Origin of the sequence: Bradyrhizobium sp. Ash2021, from assembly GCF_031202265.1 — a bacterium.
GTDB lineage: Bacteria > Pseudomonadota > Alphaproteobacteria > Rhizobiales > Xanthobacteraceae > Bradyrhizobium.
Window position 1 is genome coordinate 2,858,043 of sequence record NZ_CP100604.1, and the last position, 18,046, is coordinate 2,876,088.

Below are 18,046 nucleotides of genomic sequence, written 5' to 3' on the forward strand. Positions count from 1 at the left end.
ATATAAACGGCATGGCGACGATTGACGCGATTGTTGCGCGCAATGTTTATTGCCTCCGTTGCCCTGTCTCGCAAAGTACTCTCATGGAACCTTCAAGGATACTGGTTCTCGCAGGACCCGCGATTGCTACATGGTTAGAGGGCGGCCTTCATCAAGCTCGCATCAATCCGCATCTGGCTGCGTGCTAATGAGTCCACACCCCAGCTAGTGCGGATTTTCCAGGCTGAACAGTTCCGACTGCTCGTCATAGGCGAACAGTTCCGCGTAACGTCCCCACGACACGATGGTCTTGAGCGTTTCGTCGGCCTGATCTTCCGCCATGTAGTCCTCGAGCTCGTTGCGGAAGCGCGCAACCGGCGCCGAGTGCGAAGGCCGCTCGTCGAGGACGCGGCGGATCAGGCCCATCACCGGCACATAGTTGATGAGATGTTCGGCGAACAGTTTCTTGCGGGCGTCGGTTTCAAGATGGGCAAAGCGCTTGCCGGCGTCCGTCAGCATGAGGTCGCCTTCGCTCAGCTGGGCAAATCTCAGCAATTGCAGAGATTCGCCGAGGTGGAATATTTCGTCGGCTTCGAGTTGCAGGCTGTTGGCGAGCACCGGCAGGTCCGCATGCCCTGCATAGGGTGGTCCCGCGAGCGTCTCGATCAGGCCCGATAGCACGTTCGACGAGACGTGCTGGAGGATCATGCCGACGCCGCTGCCGGGGATGCCCTCGATGGCCGGCGTCTTGGCCTCCGCGCGCTGCGTCATGCGGGCATAGATGCTGTCGACCAGCTGCCGGAATGCCGGATCGAGACGATTGCGCGGGTGCGGCAGGTCGACCCTGATCTCGGCCGCGATCCGGCCGGGATTGGACGAGAAGACCAAAATGCGGTCGCACATCAATACCGCTTCCTCGATGTTGTGCGTCACCATCAGCACCGACTTGATCGGCAACCGGCCTTCGATCCAGAGATCGACCATGTCGGTACGCAACGTCTCGGCGGTCAGCACGTCGAGCGCCGAAAACGGCTCGTCCATCAAGAGCAGGTCCGGATGAACCACCAGCGCCCGCGCAAATCCGACGCGCTGGCGCATCCCGCCCGACAATTCCTTGGGGTAGGCGGACTCGAAGCCGTCGAGACCGATCAGGTCGATCGCCGCCAGAGCGCGCGTGCGGCGTTCGACGCTGTCGATTCCAAGCGCCTCCAGTCCCAGTTCGACGTTCTGCAGAACCGTTAGCCAGGGAAACAGCGCAAACGACTGAAACACCATCGAGACGCCGTTCGGCGGTCCCATGATCGTCTCGCCGCGGCATTTGGCATCGCCCGACGACGGCGCGATCAGGCCGGCGATAATCCGCAGCAGCGTCGACTTGCCCGAGCCGGACCGCCCGAGCAGGCCGACGATTTCGCCGGAATGGAGCGTCAGATCGACTTTTTCGAGGACCAGCAATTCCTCGCCGCTGCCTTTCGGAAATGACCGGCAGACGCCGCGGATGTCGAGCAGGCTGGCCTGATTGAGTTGATCGAGCATCGGTTTCTCCTGATCAGCCGAGGCGAAGACGGCGTTCGGCGAAGGCATAGAGCGGCCTCCAGAACAGCCGGTTGAAGAGCGTCACCAGCACGCACATGATGGCGATGCCGAGGACGACCCGGGGGAAGTCGCCGGTCTCGGTCGCCGTCGCTATATAGGCGCCGAGGCCGGTAGCCGTCAGATGGGTGTCGCCCCAGCTTGCGACCTCCGCGACGATGGCGGCATTCCATGACCCGCCCGACGCGGTGATCGCACCGGTGATGTAGTACGGAAAAATTCCGGGCAGGATGACCTTGATCCACCATCGCCATCCCTTCAGATGGAAGCTGCCGGCAGCCTCCCGAAGATCGGTCGGGAACGCGCTGGCGCCTGCGATGACGTTGAACAGGATATACCACTGGGTGCCCAGGATCATCAGCGGGCTGAGCCAGACGTTGGTGTTCAGGCCGTAGCGAACGATCATCACCACAAAGACCGGAAAGGCAAGGTTGGCGGGAAACGCGGCCAGGAACTGCGCCAGCGGCTGGATTCGCTCGGCCAATTTCGGCCGAAGTCCGATCCAGACCCCGACCGGCACCCATATCAGGGTCGCCAGCGCAATCAGCACGATCACACGCGCCAGCGTAATGAAGCCGTATCCGACGGCGCTGAACAGGTCCGATGGGCCCAACGTCGCCGAGAGATATCGATAGATCCGCCAGGCCGCGTCGCCGGTGCATGCCATGACGATGGCAAGCCAGACGGCGTCGACGATGCGTGACGGTTGGCGGCCGCGTCTCGTTGCCGTTTTGAATCGGCCTGGAAGCCCGATGTGCAAATTCGAGATGGCCTTGTTGAGCGCCGCGAACGGGTAAGTCAGGACGCGAAACGCGCGCGTCCGGCGAAACAGGTCGAGCATCCAGGATGCCGGCGCGCTCGCCGAGGCGGTCTGCTCGAAGCGGAATTTATCGGCCCAGGCCACCACGGGGCGAAACAGCAACTGGTCGTAGGCGAGGATGACGAGAAACATGGCCAGGAGGGCGTAGCCGATCGCGGCGAGATTCTGCTGTTTGATGGCCAGCGCGACATAGGAGCCGATACCCGGCAACGTGACCGTGGTGTTGCCGACCGTGATCGCTTCGGACGCCACCACGAAGAACCATCCGCCCGACATCGACATCATCGTATTCCAGATCAGGCCCGGCATGGCGAAGGGGACGTCGAGCCGCCAGAAGCGCTGCCATCCGCTGAGGTGAAAGCTTTGCGACGCCTCTTCCAGGTCCTTCGGGACATTGCGCATCGACTGATACATGCTGAACGTCATGTTCCAGGCCTGGCTGGTGAAGATCGCGAACACGCAGGCGAGTTCGGCGCCGAACACCTGGCCGGGGAACAGATTCAGGAAGAACACCACGGTGAAGGTGAGGAAGCCGAGGATCGGCACCGACTGCAGGATGTCGAGCAGCGGGATCAGCACCATCTCGGCGCGGCGGCTCTTGGCGGCAAGGGCCGCATAGATGAAGGTGAAGATGATCGAGCAGACGATGGCGAGCAGCATCCGCATGGTCGTCCGCAACGCATAGGCCGGCAGATGCGCCGGATCGAGCGTTACCGGATCAACATCTAGCGCCGACAAGGGAAGGGCGGTCTGCTCGCCGCCATAGACGATCAGCACCATGGCGCCGATCACGAGCACCAGCGCGACGGCGTCCCAGACGTTGGGCCGCAGCGCCTGCCCCAATCTCGGCGACAGAATCTCTTGAAGGGTCATCACTGCCGCCTTGTCCAGAATTCGTCATCGTCATCGTGTCCGCCGTGACTGCACGGCTGTCGCGTGCGAGCCCGATCGAGCCCGGCGTCCGCGAATACGTCCTTCCAGGGTCGGCCGCGGCGATTCATCGTGTGAATTTTTTGCAGCGCAGGCATCACCGCAATCATGTCGGCGCGCTGCCGGCAAGGAAATGAAGCAATCGATTTCCTCCGTCCGGAGTTGCCGATGATCGCGTCAAAAGCCGTAGCCGGGAGAGGCGCCGTTCTTCATCGGCGCTTATGCGAATCGTTCGCAGTTGCAATAGACGATCCGGCGATTTCCGCGAAGCGACGTCGATTCCGATTTGGTTAACCTCCCGACCCTTACGTCTATCCATACAAATCCGACCGTAAAATGAATATGACAGGGCTCCGAATTTCTCCTCGGCAGCATGTCCTGAAGGCCGGAACGATCGCCTTTGGCGGCGCCGGCACCAGCTGCCGCAACCTGCGGCGGGGGCTCGCCGGATCGCATGCCGAAAGGCGAAACGGATCGGCATGATGTTCGCCATGGCAATACAGTGTGCCATTTCCTTAGGCAATCATCCGTCTTTCGTCGATCGCGATAAGCCACGCTTAATTCTTTAGCGGTAAAAATTGCCGGATTTCAAAACCGGATAGGCCCCTCACATGCGTAGTTTCTTTCGCCTGATCGTCCGTTTCCGCAGGGATAAACGCGCCAATGTCGCGATGATTTTCGGGATCGCGGTGGTACCGCTGATCTCGGCGATGGGTTGCGCGGTCGACTACTCGATGGCGACCAGGATGAGGGCGAAGCTGCAATCCGCGGCCGACGCCGCCAGTGTTGCCTCGCTTTCCAAGAACTCGGCCGGGTTCACCGCGGCCGCGGCAATGACGGGCGATGGCTCGGTTACGGCCGGCGTCACCGAGGCCAACAACGTCTTTGACGGCAACGTGGGCTCGATCACCGGTTACAACAATCTGACCCGTACCAGCACTGTCACAAAGACCGGCATCAAGCTGGCTTCCAGCGTCACGTTCAGTGCCGACGTGCCGACCAACTTTATGAGGGTGGTTGGGTTTCAAAAACTGACGGTGACCGGCGTCTCGAAATCGAGCGCCTCGCTGCCGCCCTATCTCGATTTTTACCTGGCGCTGGACGTTTCGGGATCGATGGGGTTGCCGTCGACAACGGCCGAAGCCAAGCGGTTGCAGTACCTCAGCCCGGATAACTATGCACAATATCCGACCGGCTGTACCTTGGCCTGCCATTTTTCGCAGCAAAATGGCCCGTGCACGGACAGCGGGACCCAAGGATACCCAACGAACGGCTACTGTCTCGGCTATCTGATTTCGCGCGTGAGCCCGAGCGGATACACAAATCTCCTCACGCTGCAAAGTCCACAAGGAAAGTATCTTTATAAAAACCAGGACCAGAATTCGCCTCTTTACAACAAGTATTGGCAGCTACCGTCTACGATGGTTTCCGGCCTGCCCAATTCGCTGAATGCTGCACTACCGCCGGTTTCGTCCTGCCCGACCGCGGGCACCGACAACTGCATCCAGTTGCGCCTCGACGCGGTCGGCTTTGCCTTGAACGCTACGGTGGCCGCGAACGGCGTGGACGGATTGCTCGCCCTGGCCCAAAAGAAGAAGATAGTTACCAATCAATTCCGGATCGGGCTCTACCCCTTCATCAAGGATATCGACAAGAGCTATGCCCCGCTGACCTCAACTATCAACGGCAGTTCTACGACGCCCGGCACCATCAATTATGCCGCCGCAAATCTCGCCACGGAGCTTGATACCAATTTGAACGTAAATCTTGGCTCGGGCGGCACGCATATCGACAATGCGCTCAACAGCATCAACAACCTGATCGCCAGCGTCGGCAACGGCAGCGCCTCGAACAATACGCAGCCTTACGTCTTTCTCGTCACCGACGGCGCTCAAGACAACCAGTACAAAGACGTTCCCAACGGCAACTGGCACGGCAGCAACCACGCCACCGTGCTATCTGACACTGTCAACGCCTACCCCGGCATCTGCACGACTCTCAAGAGCCGCGGCATCATCGTTTCCGTGCTCTATATTCCCTACCAGCCGATCAACCCGGTGAACACATCCTTTGCCGGCGACGAAGACGACTACGCCAACTGGAACATCGGCACCGCGACCACGGGCATCGCGAAGAGCCTGTCGGACTGCTCGTCGCCGGCCGACGCGGCGGGCAGCTACTTCTACACCGCCAACACCCCCGCCGACATCACGGCTGCCTTGAACGCCATGTTCAATCACGCGGTGACCACGGCGCATATCACGAACTGAGCGAGAGCCGGCGCGCTGCCTGACCGAACCAGGCATCGCGTGCGGCTTTCGCGCGATCGCGCCCTTGCCGTCGATGGCGGGACCGTGGATCATCGTGACCGTACCAAATCCAGGGCGGAAATGATTCGCGCGAAGGCTCCATCCGAACATGGCATTGCGGCCGAACTGGTCGCGGTACTGGTGGCCGTGACCTCGGGCGAACCGCGTGTGCTGACGATCCAGGATCAGTCCGCGCTGCCTTCCGGCCCGTTCGAACTGGCGCATCGCTCGCTGCAGTCGGGGTTGCGCGCCTGGGTCGAGCGGCAAACCCGGCTGCCATTGGGCTATGTCGAGCAGTTGTACACCTTCGCCGACCGCGATCGCGCCGGCGTCACCGCCAGGCACGTCATTTCCGTCAGCTATCTCGGCCTCACGCGTGAGCAGCCGGCCGCCGGCGAACATGAGGCAAGCTGGCGCAGTTGGTATGACTACTTCCCCTGGGAGGATCATCGTCTCGGGCCTCCGCCGCTGATCGAGAAAACGCTGCGGCGAGGCTTGATGGCCTTTGTGTCGGCGACGCCGGACAAGGCCGCGCGGCTGGTGCGCCGGCAACGCGCGGCGATGCTGTTCGGGTTCGACGACCATGCCTGGAACGAGGATCTCGTTCTGCAGCGCTACGAACTTCTCTACGAGGCGGGTTTGATTCCGGAGGCGTTGCGCGGCCGTGCTTCCGCGCCGGTGCCTGACAAGGAGACCGTCGCTGCTCCCGGCCATGCCATGATCCTCGATCACCGCCGGATTCTGGCCACCGGCATTGCAAGGCTGCGGGCCAAGATCAAATACCATCCGGTGGTGTTCGAATTGATGCCGGAGACGTTCACACTGCTGCAATTGCAGCGCTGCATCGAGGCGCTGGCCGGACGGCTGCTCTACAAGCAGAATTTCCGCCGCCTGATCGAAGGGCAGGAACTGGTTGAGGAGACTGGCGAAATGAGCCTCGACACCGGTGGCCGTCCGGCAAAATTGTTCCGGTTCCGCCGCGCGGTATTCGCCGAACGCGCCATCACCGGGAGCAAATTGCCGATTGCCACTTGACAAGGCTTATACTCAATATCATCATAAGGCATGTACTCGATTGGAGTATAACCTATGGTGCCGGCAATGGAACTATTCAGCTCAGATCAGCTCTACGCAAAAGTAAGCCATGCGATCCCCGCGATCGAATGGCCGGCCTTCGTAGGCGATATCGATGCGATCCTCGCGCTGAAGCGGGACCGCAACGCGGTTATACTCGCGCATAACTACCAGACGCCCGAGATCTACCACTGCGTGGCCGATATCGTCGGCGACAGTCTCGCTTTGGCGCGCGAGGCGATGCTTGTCGAAGCCGATGTCATCGTGCTCGCCGGCGTTCACTTCATGGCCGAGACCGCCAAACTGCTCAATCCGTCCAAGACGGTGCTGATCCCGGATCGCGGCGCCGGCTGTTCGCTGGCGGATTCGATCACGCCCGAAGACGTCCGGCTGTTGCGGCAAAGCTATCCCGGCGTCCCGATCGTGACTTACGTGAACACGTCGGCCGCGGTGAAAGCCGAATCCGACATCTGCTGCACGTCGGGCAATGCTCGGGCCGTGATCGAGTCGCTCGGCGTCGAGCGCGTCATCATGCTGCCCGACGAATATCTCGCCAGGAACATTGCCGCCGAGACCAAGGTCAAGGTGATCACCTGGACCGGGCATTGCGAGGTGCACGAGCGCTTCAGCGCCGAGGAAGTGCGGCAATTGCGCGAAAATCATCCGGGCATCGTCGTGCTCGCGCATCCCGAATGTCCGCCGGAGGTGCTGGCCGAGGCCGATTTTGCCGGCTCCACGGCGGCGATATCCTCCTATGTCGCCAAACAGCGCCCGCCGCGCGTGGTGCTGCTGACGGAATGCTCGATGAGCGACAACATCGCGATCCAGTACCCCGATCTCGAATTCATCCGGCCCTGCAATCTCTGCCCGCACATGAAGCGGATCACGCTTGGCAATATCCGCCATGCGCTGGAGACGATGCAGCACCGGGTCACGATTGACGACGGCATCGCCGTGCGCGCTCGCCTCGCGGTCGAGCGGATGCTGGAGGTAAAATGACAGCCATTCACGATACCGACGGCGCGGCCGTGATCATCGGCGGCGGCCTCGCCGGATTGACGGCCGCGCTGGCGCTGGCGCCGCAACCGGTGCTGCTCGTAACCATGGCGCCGCTCGGTTTTGAGGCCTCCAGCACACTCGCGCAAGGCGGCGTCGCCGCCAGCCTCGGCGCTGACGACGACGTGTCGCTGCATCTCAAGGACACGCTGGCCGCCGGCGACGGGCTTTGCGACGAGGCGGTCGCATCCGCCATTCTCGCGTCGGCGCCGGCGGCGATCGAGCAACTGGTGCGGTTCGGCGTCGAATTCGACCGCGACGCCGGCGGCAACATCCTTCTTGGTCTCGAGGCCGCGCATTCGCGGCGCCGCATCGTCCATGCCGGCGGCGACGGGACCGGGCGGGACATCATCCGCGCGCTGGCCTGCAAGGTTGACGAGACGCCGTCGTTCACCGTGTGCGAGGCGACGGCCGCGCGGCGCCTGATCGTCGACGACAACGCCGTGCGCGGGGTTCTCTGCGAGACCGCGCAGGGACCGGTCGTGTTCGCCACCGATCGCGTCGTGATCGCGACAGGCGGCATCGGCGGGCTGTTCCTGCACACCACCAATCCCGCCGCGTCCTTTGGCCAGGGCATCGCGCTGGCCGCCCGCGCCGGCGCCGCCATGGCCGATCTCGAATTCATTCAATTCCACCCGACCGCGCTCGACAGTCAATCCTTTCCGCTCAAACTGATCAGCGAGGCGGTGCGGGGCGAGGGCGCGATCCTGGTCGACGAGCGCGGCGACCGCTTCATGGCGAACGAGCCCGGCGCGGAGCTGGCGCCGCGCGACGTCGTGGCGCGCGCGGTGTGGCGGCATCTGGCGGCCGGACACCGGGTGTTTCTCGACGCGCGGAACGTCGCAGGGTTGGACGTCGCGCGACGTTTTCCGACCATCACCGCACTTTGCCGCGAAGCCGGGATCGATCCGGTCACGCAGCCGATCCCGATCCGCCCCGCCGCGCATTATCACATGGGCGGCATTGCCGTGGACCCGCGCGGGCGGACGTCGGTCGACGGGCTCTGGGCCTGCGGCGAGGTTGCCTGCACCGGCCTGCACGGCGCCAACCGGCTCGCCAGCAATTCGCTGCTTGAAGCGGCGGTGTGCGGCAGCTGGGTCGCGCAGGATATCGCCGCATCGGCGTCGGCCAGGCGGCGCCAGCCGCGGCTGCCCGATGGCAGCGCCATCCGCAGCGATGCAGCTTCGGTTCGTCCGATCCTGTCGCGGGCCGCCGGCGTCTTGCGCGATGCCGACGGCCTTCGCGCGGCGGCTCGGGCGCTCTATCCGCTCGCGGTCTCGCACCAGGCGGCAAGCGATCCCGCGATCGTCGGCCTGATGATCGTGATGTCAGCCCTGCGCCGCCGGGAAAGCCGCGGCGCGCATGCCCGCACCGATTTTCCCGAACACGCCGACACCGCGCGGCGATCGACGCTGCGCCTCGATGATGCCCTCGAGGCGGCGAGGGACTTCGTTCCCGACCCGGTCATCTGATTTAAGGAAACATCATGACGCCTTCGCCGCTCCCGACGGTCATGATCGAGCCTTTGGTTCGCATGGCGCTGCTTGAAGATCTCGGCCGGGCCGGCGATCTCACCACCGATGCGATCGTACCGGCGGCGCACCGCGCGACGACGGTCCTGGTGGCCCGGCAGCCCGGTGTGGTCGCAGGCCTCGATCTGGCGCGGCTGGCCTTTCAGCTGATCGATCCGGCGATCGAGATGCGTGTCGAACGTGGCGATGGCGCAGCGCTCGCCCCGGGCGATGTGATCGCCACCATCTCCGGCCCGGCGCGCGGCATTTTGACGGCGGAGCGGGTCGCGCTGAATCTGCTGTGCCGCCTCAGCGGCATCGCGACCGCAACCGCAAGCGTTGTGGCGGCGGTCCGTGACACCAGGACCGACATCGTCTGCACGCGCAAGACCACGCCGGGTTTGCGCGCGATCGAGAAATACGCGGTGCGGGTCGGCGGCGGCAGCAATCACCGGTTCGGTCTCGACGATGCGGTCTTGATCAAGGACAACCATGTCGCGATCGCCGGCAGCGTCACCGAGGCGTTGAAGCGCGCCAAACAAGGCGTCGGCCATCTCATCAAGATCGAACTCGAGGTCGATACGCTGGACCAGCTCCGCGAGGCGCTCGATCACGGCGTCGATGCCGTGCTGCTCGACAACATGAACCCGGAAACCCTGACCAAGGCGGTCGCGATGGTCGGCGGCCGCGCGGTGACGGAAGCTTCCGGCCGCATCACGCCCGCCACCGCGCCGTCGATCGCCGCCACCGGCGTCGACCTGATCTCGATCGGCTGGCTGACCCATAGTGTCAGCGTTCTCGACATCGGGTTGGATTTCAGGAATTGATACGGGGAAGGTCTCTCTTCTCCCTCGCCCCGCGCTTGCGGGGAGAGGGTTGGGGTGAGGGGCTCTATCCGCGCATTCGGACTCGCGGATGGTCCCCCTCACCCGAAATTCGCTATCGCGAATTTCGACCTCTCCCCGCAAGCGGGGCGAGGTAAACGGAACGCCATCACGCTCTGGCTTCGCTCGCGTTCAGCGCTTGCGCGCGAACCTTGCCACCAGCTCGACATGCGGGGTGTGGCGAAACTGGTCGACCGGAGTGACGCCTTCGATTGTATAGCCGCCGTCGATCAGGATTTTTGCGTCGCGTATGAAGGTCGCGACGTTGCAGGACACCGCGACCAATGTCGCGACCTTGCTGGCGGCGAGTTGGGTTGCTTGCGCCTGCGCGCCCTGCCGCGGCGGATCGAACACGACGGTGTCGTAGTCGCGCAGTTCCTGCGGCATCAGCGGCCGCCGGAACAGATCGCGCGCTTCCGCCTTGAGCGGCTTCAATCCCGAAGTCGATGCCGCCGCCTTCTGCAGCGCGGCCACCGCGCCGGCGTCGCTGTCGAAGGCCGCGATCCGCGACTTCCGGGCCAGGCGAAGCGCGAACGGTCCGACCCCGCAAAACAGGTCGGCGATATATTTGGCGCGCACGCAATGATCCGCCACCAGCGCGGCCAATGCCTCCTCACCGGCGACGGTGGGCTGCAGGAACGAGCCCGGCGGCAGGATCACCTGCGCGGTGCCTGCCGTGATCGCCGGTGGCGTCCGCATCAGCACCAGTTCGCCATGGCGCGTCAGCCGCGCCAGGCGATGCTGTTCCGCCACGCGCGATAACGTCGCGATGGTTTTGGTGGGTACCGGACCGGAGCCGCGCACGTCGACATCGAGGCCGGTGTCGGTCGCCGTGATCTGGATGTCGAGCGGCTTCCCGGTCGATATCAGCGGTTCGGCCAGCGCCCATGCCGCATCGAGCGCGCCGTCGAGGCCGGGGCTAAGGATCGGGCAGCGGTCGACCGGAATGATGTCGTGGGAACCTGCCGCCGAAAAGCCCACCTTGAGCACCTCGTGCGTCCCCATCCGCGCGTGCAAGGTGACGCGCCGCCGGCCGAGGCCGTGGGCGTCGATCAGCGGATGAACTTCGCAATCGAGCTTCGCCTGCGCCAGCATCTCGACCACCAGATTGCGCTTCCAGGCACGGTAGTGCCCGCTTTCCCAATGCTGGATCGCGCAGCCGCCGCAGATGGCAAAGTGCGGACAGAACGGCGTGATCCGTTCCGGGCTTGCGTGCTCGACTTGCAGCAGACGGCGGCGGTCGGGATGGCCCGGTACCGGCGCCACCTCGACGGTCTCGCCGCCAAGCGTGTACGGCACATACAAATTCTCGCCGCCGGCGCGCACGACGCCGTCGCCGAAATGACCGACATGATCGATGACGAGGTGCTCAGCCACGGCGCGCGCCGAGGAAGAATTCGATATTGCCGTCGCCGCCGGTAATCGAGGACGGAAACACCTGGATGTCGGTGCATCCGAGCGAAGCCGCGAACGCCGTGATGTCGTCGCAAATTTCCTGATGCACCATCGCATTGCGGATGATGCCGTGCTTGGAATGCTTTCGCGACGCCTCGAATTGCGGCTTGATCAGCGCCAGAAGACTCATCGGTGCGGCCGCCAGCGACAATGCCACGGGCAGCACGGCTTTCAGTGAAATGAAGCTGACGTCGATGACGACGATGTCGGGCCGGGCGGGCAGGCGCTTGCCCTCGAAACTGCGGATATCGGTCGCTTCCATGGAGACGATGTGGGGATGATTGCGCAGCGAAGGATGCAGCTGGCCGTGACCGACATCGACGGCGAAGACGAGGCTGGCGCCGTTCGCCAGCAATACTTCGGTGAAGCCGCCGGTCGATGCGCCGACGTCGAGGCAGACATGGTTCTCGATGTCGATGGGATATTGCTCCAGCGCGCCCGCAAGCTTGACGCCGCCGCGCGAGACATAGGGATGCGCGGGCTGCGCCGACAATTCCGCATCGGCGGCGATGGTTTCCGAGGCTTTCAGCACCGGCTTGCCGTCGGCGACCACGCCGCCGGCCTCGATCGCCGCCCGCGCCCGGGCCCGGCTTTCGAACAGGCCGCGCTCGACCAGCACGACGTCGGCGCGCTTGCGGGGAGTTGGCTCGATTTCGCGCTTGTTGGTCAATTTCGGTCCGATTTGCTTGTTGCGCGATCCGCGGCGAGGCGAACGCAGGCGTCGAACGAGGTGAGATCATGCCAGAGATCCGCAGACGCGATCTTTGGCGCGACCAGCGGACAACCGTGCAGATCGAGCGCGTGCATCATCATGAGATTGTCGGGCAGGCCAAAATCTTCCACCGTCAGTCCCTCCGGGTCGATCAGGCGGCCATCGGGCGATGTTTTTACGTCATATCGGCGCGCAACGCGCTGCTTGTATGACGAGGGGTCGTTGCTGTAGGCGAGACACAGCTTGCCGCGGCCCGCCATGTAGCCGAGTTCGTAGACGGTGCCTGCGTCGGCACTGGGGCCGCGAAACGGCGTCAAATTGGCGATGATGGCGTCGGCCGCCTCCATCATTGCCTCATTGGCTTTGAAGATCGTGAGCGAGGCCTCAGGGGTCGACACGTCGACCGCGTTATCGAGCGGATAAAGTCCGATCAGCCCGTGACGCGCGCAGATCTCGGCTTTGCGCCGTCCAATCTCAAGCGCGTCCGGCAGGAACACATCGGGGCCTGCCAGATAGATTTTCATGGCCCATCGCGTTTTCGAGCGAAGCATGCCCTCGGACTGATCCGGGGGTGGAATCCGGTTCGCGTCAAGAATACGCATCAAAAAAGTTTGAGCTTCGGTTCCGATTCAATCGCAACCGAAGCGCCGCCGGTGTCAGGCGAGCTTGACCGTCTCGGCCTTGTAATCCTTGCCGAGCGCGTCGAACACCTTGGCGACGATGCCCTTGGCGTCGAGGCCGGCATGGGCATACATCGCATTCGGCGAATCGTGGTCGATGAACTCGTCGGGCAGGATCATGGCACGCATCCTCAAGCCGCCGTCGAGCATGCCGTGCTCCGCCAGCGTCTGCATGACATGCGAACCGAACCCGCCGATCGAACCCTCTTCGATGGTGAGCAGAACTTCATGCTCGCGCGCCAGTTTCAGCACCAGCTCGACATCCAGCGGCTTCATGAAGCGCGCGTCGGCAATGGTGGTGGAAAGGCCGTGAGCGGCGAGCTCGTCGGCGGCCTTTTCGCATTCGGCCAGACGGGTGCCGAACGACAGCAGCGCAATCTTGTTGCCCTGCTTGACGATGCGGCCCTTGCCGATCTCCAGGGGCACACCGAACTCGGGCATTTCGACGCCGCGGCCTTCGCCGCGCGGATAGCGCACCGCGCTCGGGCGATCGTTGATAGCGACTTGCGTTGCGACCATGTGCACCAGTTCGGCCTCGTCGGAGGCGGCCATGATGACGAAGTTCGGCAGGCAGCCGAGATAGGCGTTGTCGAAGGAACCTGCATGGGTGGCGCCGTCGGCGCCGACCAGGCCGGCGCGGTCGATCGCGAAACGAACCGGCAGGCTCTGGATCGCGACGTCATGGACCACCTGGTCGTAGCCGCGCTGCAGGAAGGTCGAGTAGATCGCGCAGAACGGCTTGTAGCCTTCGGTGGCAAGGCCGGCGGCGAAGGTCACCGCGTGCTGCTCGGCGATGCCGACGTCGAAGGTGCGGTTCGGGAACGCCTTGTTGAAGATGTCGACGCCGGTACCGGACGGCATTGCCGCGGTGATGGCGACGATCTTTTCGTCCTTCTCGGCTTCCTTGACCAGGCTCTGGCCGAACACGTTCTGGTAGGCCGGCGCGTTCGGCTTGGCCTTGGCTTGCGCGCCGGTGGCGACGTCGAACTTGACCACGGCGTGGTATTTGTCGGCTGCCGCTTCCGCCGGACCGTAACCCTTGCCTTTTTGCGTCACGACGTGGACCAGGATCGGGCCGGTCTCCATGTCGCGAACGTTCTTCAGCACGGGGAGCAAATGGTCGAGGTTATGGCCGTCGATCGGGCCGACATAATAAAAGCCGAGTTCCTCAAACAGCGTGCCGCCGTCCATCATGAAGCCGCGGGAATATTCTTCGACGCGGTTGGCGCGGTTGGCGATGATCTTCGGCAGGCGCTTGTTGATCTGCTTGGCCGCCTCGCGCAGCGTGCGGTAGGTCTTGCCCGAATAGAGCCGCGACAGGTACGCGCTCATGGCGCCGACCGGCGGCGCAATCGACATGTCGTTGTCGTTGAGGATGACGATCAGCCGCGAGTTCATGGCGCCGGCGTTGTTCATGGCCTCGTAGGCCATGCCCGCGGACATCGCGCCGTCGCCGATCACGGCGATGACGTTGTTCTTGCCGCCGGAGAGGTCGCGCGCCACCGCCATGCCGAGGCCGGCCGAAATCGAGGTCGAGGAGTGCGCGGCGCCGAACGGATCGTAGTCGCTCTCGGTGCGCTTCGTGAAACCGCTCAATCCGCCGCCGGTGCGCAGCGTGCGGATGCGGTCGCGGCGGCCGGTCAGGATCTTGTGCGGATAGGCCTGATGGCCGACGTCCCAGATCAGGCGGTCGCGCGGGGTGTCGAAGATATAATGGATCGCGGTGGTCAGCTCGACCACGCCGAGGCCGGCGCCGAAATGGCCGCCGGTCACGGAAACCGCGTCGATGGTCTCCTGACGCAGCTCGTCGGCCACCTGCTGCACCTGCTCGATTTTGAGCCGGCGAAGGTCGTCGGGCGTGCGGATGGTGTCGAGAAGCGGCGTTTTACTGAATGTGGTCACAGCGATATTCCAATTTTACATGTCGGGACGAACGGCCCAACGCGAGATGGGTTGCGCATTAACCGCGCAGTGAAAAATCCAGACACCGGGTGCCATCTCGGCAGGCCGGTGCCTGATTTGAACGCCTGGATGCACTCCGGATCGAACCATGTGATATGCATCACGTGGGTCGCTTTACCCTTCCCGGCCAGTTTTCTTAGGCTTTTGAAGTGCTTACTGCCGTCGGAAATCAGCGGCAGGCTGCTCTCAACAGCCCATAGAACTGCAAGCTTTACACCAAAGCGGCAGCCAAAGCCAACCCGCGAAACCGGCGGGTTCCCCGAGGAAGGTTTGAATAATCTCGATTTTTTAACCGCTGCGGCGCGCCGAAGGTTCCAGCTCGCCCAATTCGGCGGCATCCGAAGCCACGGTTGTGGCCGTTTCGATCATTTTCCAGCCGCATTCGCGGGCAGCCTGGTCGCCGGTTGCGATCGCCAGCGCTGCGTCGGGGGCAGCCATGCGTTCGCTCAGGGGGATCGGTCCGCAGACGATCATGAAGAAATCGTAGGCGTTCGGCCGTTCGTTGGCCATGACGAACTGGAAATGCACGCGGAAGAACTGCCAGCGGAAGCTCTCGTAATGGTCGGGCTTGACGATGTCGCGGAAACGGACCGGCACGATGGTAGGGTTGCGTCCGGCGCTCCCGACATCGATGCCGTGACTTTTGATCGGATCGAACTGGTAGAAGTTCATCACGTCCTTGCGCGCCTGGCAGTCGATCCAGTCGATCGACGGTTCGACCGCCAGCAGCCTGAGATGATCGCGGAAACCCTGTGCGGCAGCATGGAACCCGACGATCGGGAAATTTCCGCCGATCGTCAGCAGCACGAGGCGCGGGCCATGACGCCCCAAGGCGCGATCGAGCTTGAGCGCGCGCGCCAGCATTTCAGTTCCCAGGAACGATCCGGAGCTGTGGCCGACGATGACGATTTCTTCCGCCTCGCTGGCGCGCGCGACGTCGACCAGATGCTGCGCGAAGCGGTCGATGCGCTGGTCCCATTCGGGGCGCTGACGGTGCGAGAATTCCCAGGTCCAGATCCAGTCGGACAGGAGATAGAGCACATAGGTGCTGTTTTCGGTGTATTTCAGGACGGTGCCGAGCAGGGCCACGAATATCGCGGCCGCGGCCGCAATGCTGATAAGCCCGGGGATGCCGAGCGCGTCGAGGCCTTTCTGGAACACAAAGGCGATGCCTGCGGCGCATATGGCCTCTAACAGCAGCACGAAATGCGGGTAGGTGATAAAGGTCGCAAACCGCCAGTTCGCCCTGGTGAACCGCGCGATGGTGCCGTTGAAGACCAGCCGCCAGTAGATCCACACGGAGTGGAACACCGTGCGCCAGATCGGGGAGGCGAGGTCGCGCTGGATGAAGTCCTCGAACTGCAGGAAGTCGTAAGCGGTGTGGGTCTGCCAGTCGTCCGCCTTGGTCTCGATCGTCCAGGACGCGATCTCGTCATCGGCTGCGACCTTGGGCCGGCTGATGGTGGCCGAAAGCTGATAGAGCCGGCCGAATTTCCGCAGTTCGGTCCGGAACATGCGGTAGTATTGCGCGAGGCCGCGCGGATCGTATCCCTGAATATAGATGATGTGTCGGTGCTGAACGCGCACGTAGTCCCCCCGGGGTGGTGGCGGGACTATAGCAGCCCATCGAACGCGCCAAGAGCTATTTCGGCCCTCGTCGGGGATGGCGGACGCTGGATTCGCCGAATGTTCTCGACTGTTGCAGCGCGGCCTGCGCTATTGAACGTCGAGCGGCTCGGTTCCGGTCACCTGGCCCGAGGCGTCGGTGGTGATCTTGTCGACGCGCGCCTCGGCCTGCCGCAGCAGTTCCTCGCAGCGCCGCTTCAGGGCCTCGCCGCGCTCATAGATCGCGACCGATTCCTCCAGCGGCACCTTGCCGTCCTCGAGCCGCTTGACGATCGTTTCAAGCTCCTCGATCGCGCGCTCGAAGCTCAGCTTCTTGACGTCCACTTGGGTGTTTTCGGCCATATTTCGTTCCCGGATGCGATCTCTTCAGTTGGAGCATGATCTCCGCGCAAACGCTTTCGCGTTTGTCGCGAGGGAAAACCGGTTCCCACTTTGCGCTAACGAGGCCTTCCAGGTCCGGATCATGCTCTTCCCGGCATAGAATCAAGCGAATTTTTACGGGCGTATTGTGGCGGGGTTTCACGCGCCCATCAATGCGGTGACGTGCGCGGCAACCGACTCTTTCAGCCCCTGCAGGTCGTAGCCGCCCTCCAGCACCGACACAACCCGGCCGCCGGCGCTGGTCGCTGCGAGATCCATCAGCTTGCGGGTGACCCAGCCGAAATCCTCCGCCCTCAGATTGAGCGAGGCCAGCGGATCGCGATAATGCGCATCGAAGCCGGCGGAGATGATGATCAGTTCGGGGCCGAATTTCTGCAACTGCGGCAGAATCAGGTTTTCGAACGCGGCGCGGAATTTTGGGCCGCCGTCCTCGGAGGCCAGCGGCGCATTGACGATGGTGTCGTGCTCGCCGCGCTCGCCGGAGGCACCGGTGCCGGGAAACAGCGGCATCTGGTGCGTCGAGCAATACATCACGGTCGGATCGGCCCAGAAGATATCCTGGGTGCCATTGCCGTGATGGACATCGAAATCGACGATCGCGGCGCGGCCGATGCCATATTTGCGCTGGGCGTGACGCGCGGCGATGGCGACGTTGTCGAAAAAGCAGAAGCCCATCGGCTTGTTGATCTCGGCGTGATGGCCGGGAGGGCGGACGGCGACGAACGCATTGTGATGGGTCCCCGACATCACGGCGTCGGTCGCGGCGACCGCGCCGCCGACGCCGCGCATCACCGCTTCCCAGGTGCCCGGCGACATCGAGGTGTCGCCGTCGAGATAGATCAGGCCGCTCGAAGGCGCGATATGCCGGAGTTCCTCGACATAGTGTCCGTCGTGACAGAGCATGACCTGATCGAGGTTGCCTTCCGGCGCTTCGCCGCGCACCAGCGGACTGAAGCGGTCTTCCGCCAGCACCTCGCCAACCGCGCGCAGCCGGTCGGGCCGCTCCGGATGTCCCGGCGGCGTGAGATGGTCGAGAGAGGCGGGATGGGTCAGAAGAAGCGTCATGCGTGATCC

General features: G+C 63.4%; 14 protein-coding genes. 5 read left to right on the top strand and 9 right to left on the bottom strand.

From position 1 onward, the window contains the following. Positions 1-204 precede the first annotated feature (204 nt). Together NL528_RS13785 and NL528_RS13790 are read right to left on the bottom strand one after the other, a co-directional pair. Positions 205-1,515, bottom strand: coding sequence for a nitrate/sulfonate/bicarbonate ABC transporter ATP-binding protein (locus NL528_RS13785; RefSeq protein ID WP_309183197.1), 1,311 nt, complete (start codon positions 1,513-1,515; stop codon positions 205-207). Positions 1,516-1,528: 13 nt separating this feature from the next. Beyond that, positions 1,529-3,265: an ABC transporter permease subunit gene (locus tag NL528_RS13790; protein WP_309183198.1), complete on the bottom strand. Its 1,737-nt coding sequence runs from the start codon at positions 3,263-3,265 to the stop codon at positions 1,529-1,531. A gap of 728 nt (positions 3,266-3,993) precedes the next feature. Here NL528_RS13790 and NL528_RS13795 point away from each other — a divergent pair. The 5 genes from NL528_RS13795 to nadC all read left to right on the top strand — a co-directional run bounded on the left by NL528_RS13795 (position 3,994) and on the right by nadC (position 10,099). Beyond that, positions 3,994-5,592, top strand: a complete 1,599-nt coding sequence (locus NL528_RS13795; RefSeq protein WP_309184891.1) for a Tad domain-containing protein — start codon at positions 3,994-3,996, stop codon at positions 5,590-5,592. Positions 5,593-5,712: 120 nt separating this feature from the next. Continuing rightward, positions 5,713-6,666 (top strand): hypothetical protein, encoded by a 954-nt coding sequence (locus NL528_RS13800; protein WP_309183199.1) that lies wholly within the window; start codon positions 5,713-5,715, stop codon positions 6,664-6,666. Positions 6,667-6,732: 66 nt separating this feature from the next. Next, positions 6,733-7,704, top strand: coding sequence for a quinolinate synthase NadA (gene nadA / locus NL528_RS13805; RefSeq protein ID WP_375144010.1), 972 nt, complete (start codon positions 6,733-6,735; stop codon positions 7,702-7,704). Further along, the gene (locus NL528_RS13810) at positions 7,701-9,233 is read left to right on the top strand and encodes an L-aspartate oxidase (protein WP_309183201.1); all 1,533 of its coding nucleotides are present in this window, start codon (positions 7,701-7,703) and stop codon (positions 9,231-9,233) included. The genes nadA and NL528_RS13810 overlap by 4 nt, the downstream gene beginning before the upstream one ends. Before the next feature lie 14 nt (positions 9,234-9,247). Next, positions 9,248-10,099 (top strand): carboxylating nicotinate-nucleotide diphosphorylase, encoded by an 852-nt coding sequence (gene nadC, locus NL528_RS13815; protein ID WP_309183202.1) that lies wholly within the window; start codon positions 9,248-9,250, stop codon positions 10,097-10,099. 189 nt (positions 10,100-10,288) lie between these two features. Here the strand turns inward: nadC and NL528_RS13820 are convergent, their stop codons facing one another. From NL528_RS13820 to NL528_RS13850, 7 genes are all read right to left on the bottom strand, one after another. Further along, entirely contained in the window at positions 10,289-11,533 is a 1,245-nt protein-coding gene (locus NL528_RS13820; RefSeq protein WP_309183203.1) for a methyltransferase, read from the bottom strand. After that, positions 11,526-12,281 (bottom strand): TlyA family RNA methyltransferase, encoded by a 756-nt coding sequence (locus NL528_RS13825; RefSeq protein ID WP_309183204.1) that lies wholly within the window; start codon positions 12,279-12,281, stop codon positions 11,526-11,528. The genes NL528_RS13820 and NL528_RS13825 overlap by 8 nt, the downstream gene beginning before the upstream one ends. Next, positions 12,278-12,847 (bottom strand): nucleoside 2-deoxyribosyltransferase, encoded by a 570-nt coding sequence (locus NL528_RS13830; RefSeq protein WP_309183205.1) that lies wholly within the window; start codon positions 12,845-12,847, stop codon positions 12,278-12,280. Before NL528_RS13830 ends, NL528_RS13825 begins: the two co-directional genes overlap by 4 nt. Positions 12,848-12,979: 132 nt before the next feature. Further along, on the bottom strand, positions 12,980-14,905 hold the full coding sequence (dxs, locus tag NL528_RS13835) for a 1-deoxy-D-xylulose-5-phosphate synthase (protein WP_309183206.1): 1,926 nt from the start codon (positions 14,903-14,905) through the stop codon (positions 12,980-12,982). A 348-nt stretch (positions 14,906-15,253) separates the two neighbouring features. Then, positions 15,254-16,552, bottom strand: coding sequence for a hypothetical protein (locus tag NL528_RS13840; protein WP_309183207.1), 1,299 nt, complete (start codon positions 16,550-16,552; stop codon positions 15,254-15,256). A 129-nt stretch (positions 16,553-16,681) separates the two neighbouring features. Next, positions 16,682-16,933, bottom strand: a complete 252-nt coding sequence (locus tag NL528_RS13845) for an exodeoxyribonuclease VII small subunit (protein ID WP_074279853.1) — start codon at positions 16,931-16,933, stop codon at positions 16,682-16,684. 177 nt (positions 16,934-17,110) lie between these two features. Continuing rightward, a complete protein-coding gene (locus NL528_RS13850; RefSeq protein ID WP_309183208.1) occupies positions 17,111-18,037 on the bottom strand; it encodes a histone deacetylase family protein in 927 nt (308 codons plus the stop codon). Positions 18,038-18,046 lie beyond the last annotated feature (9 nt).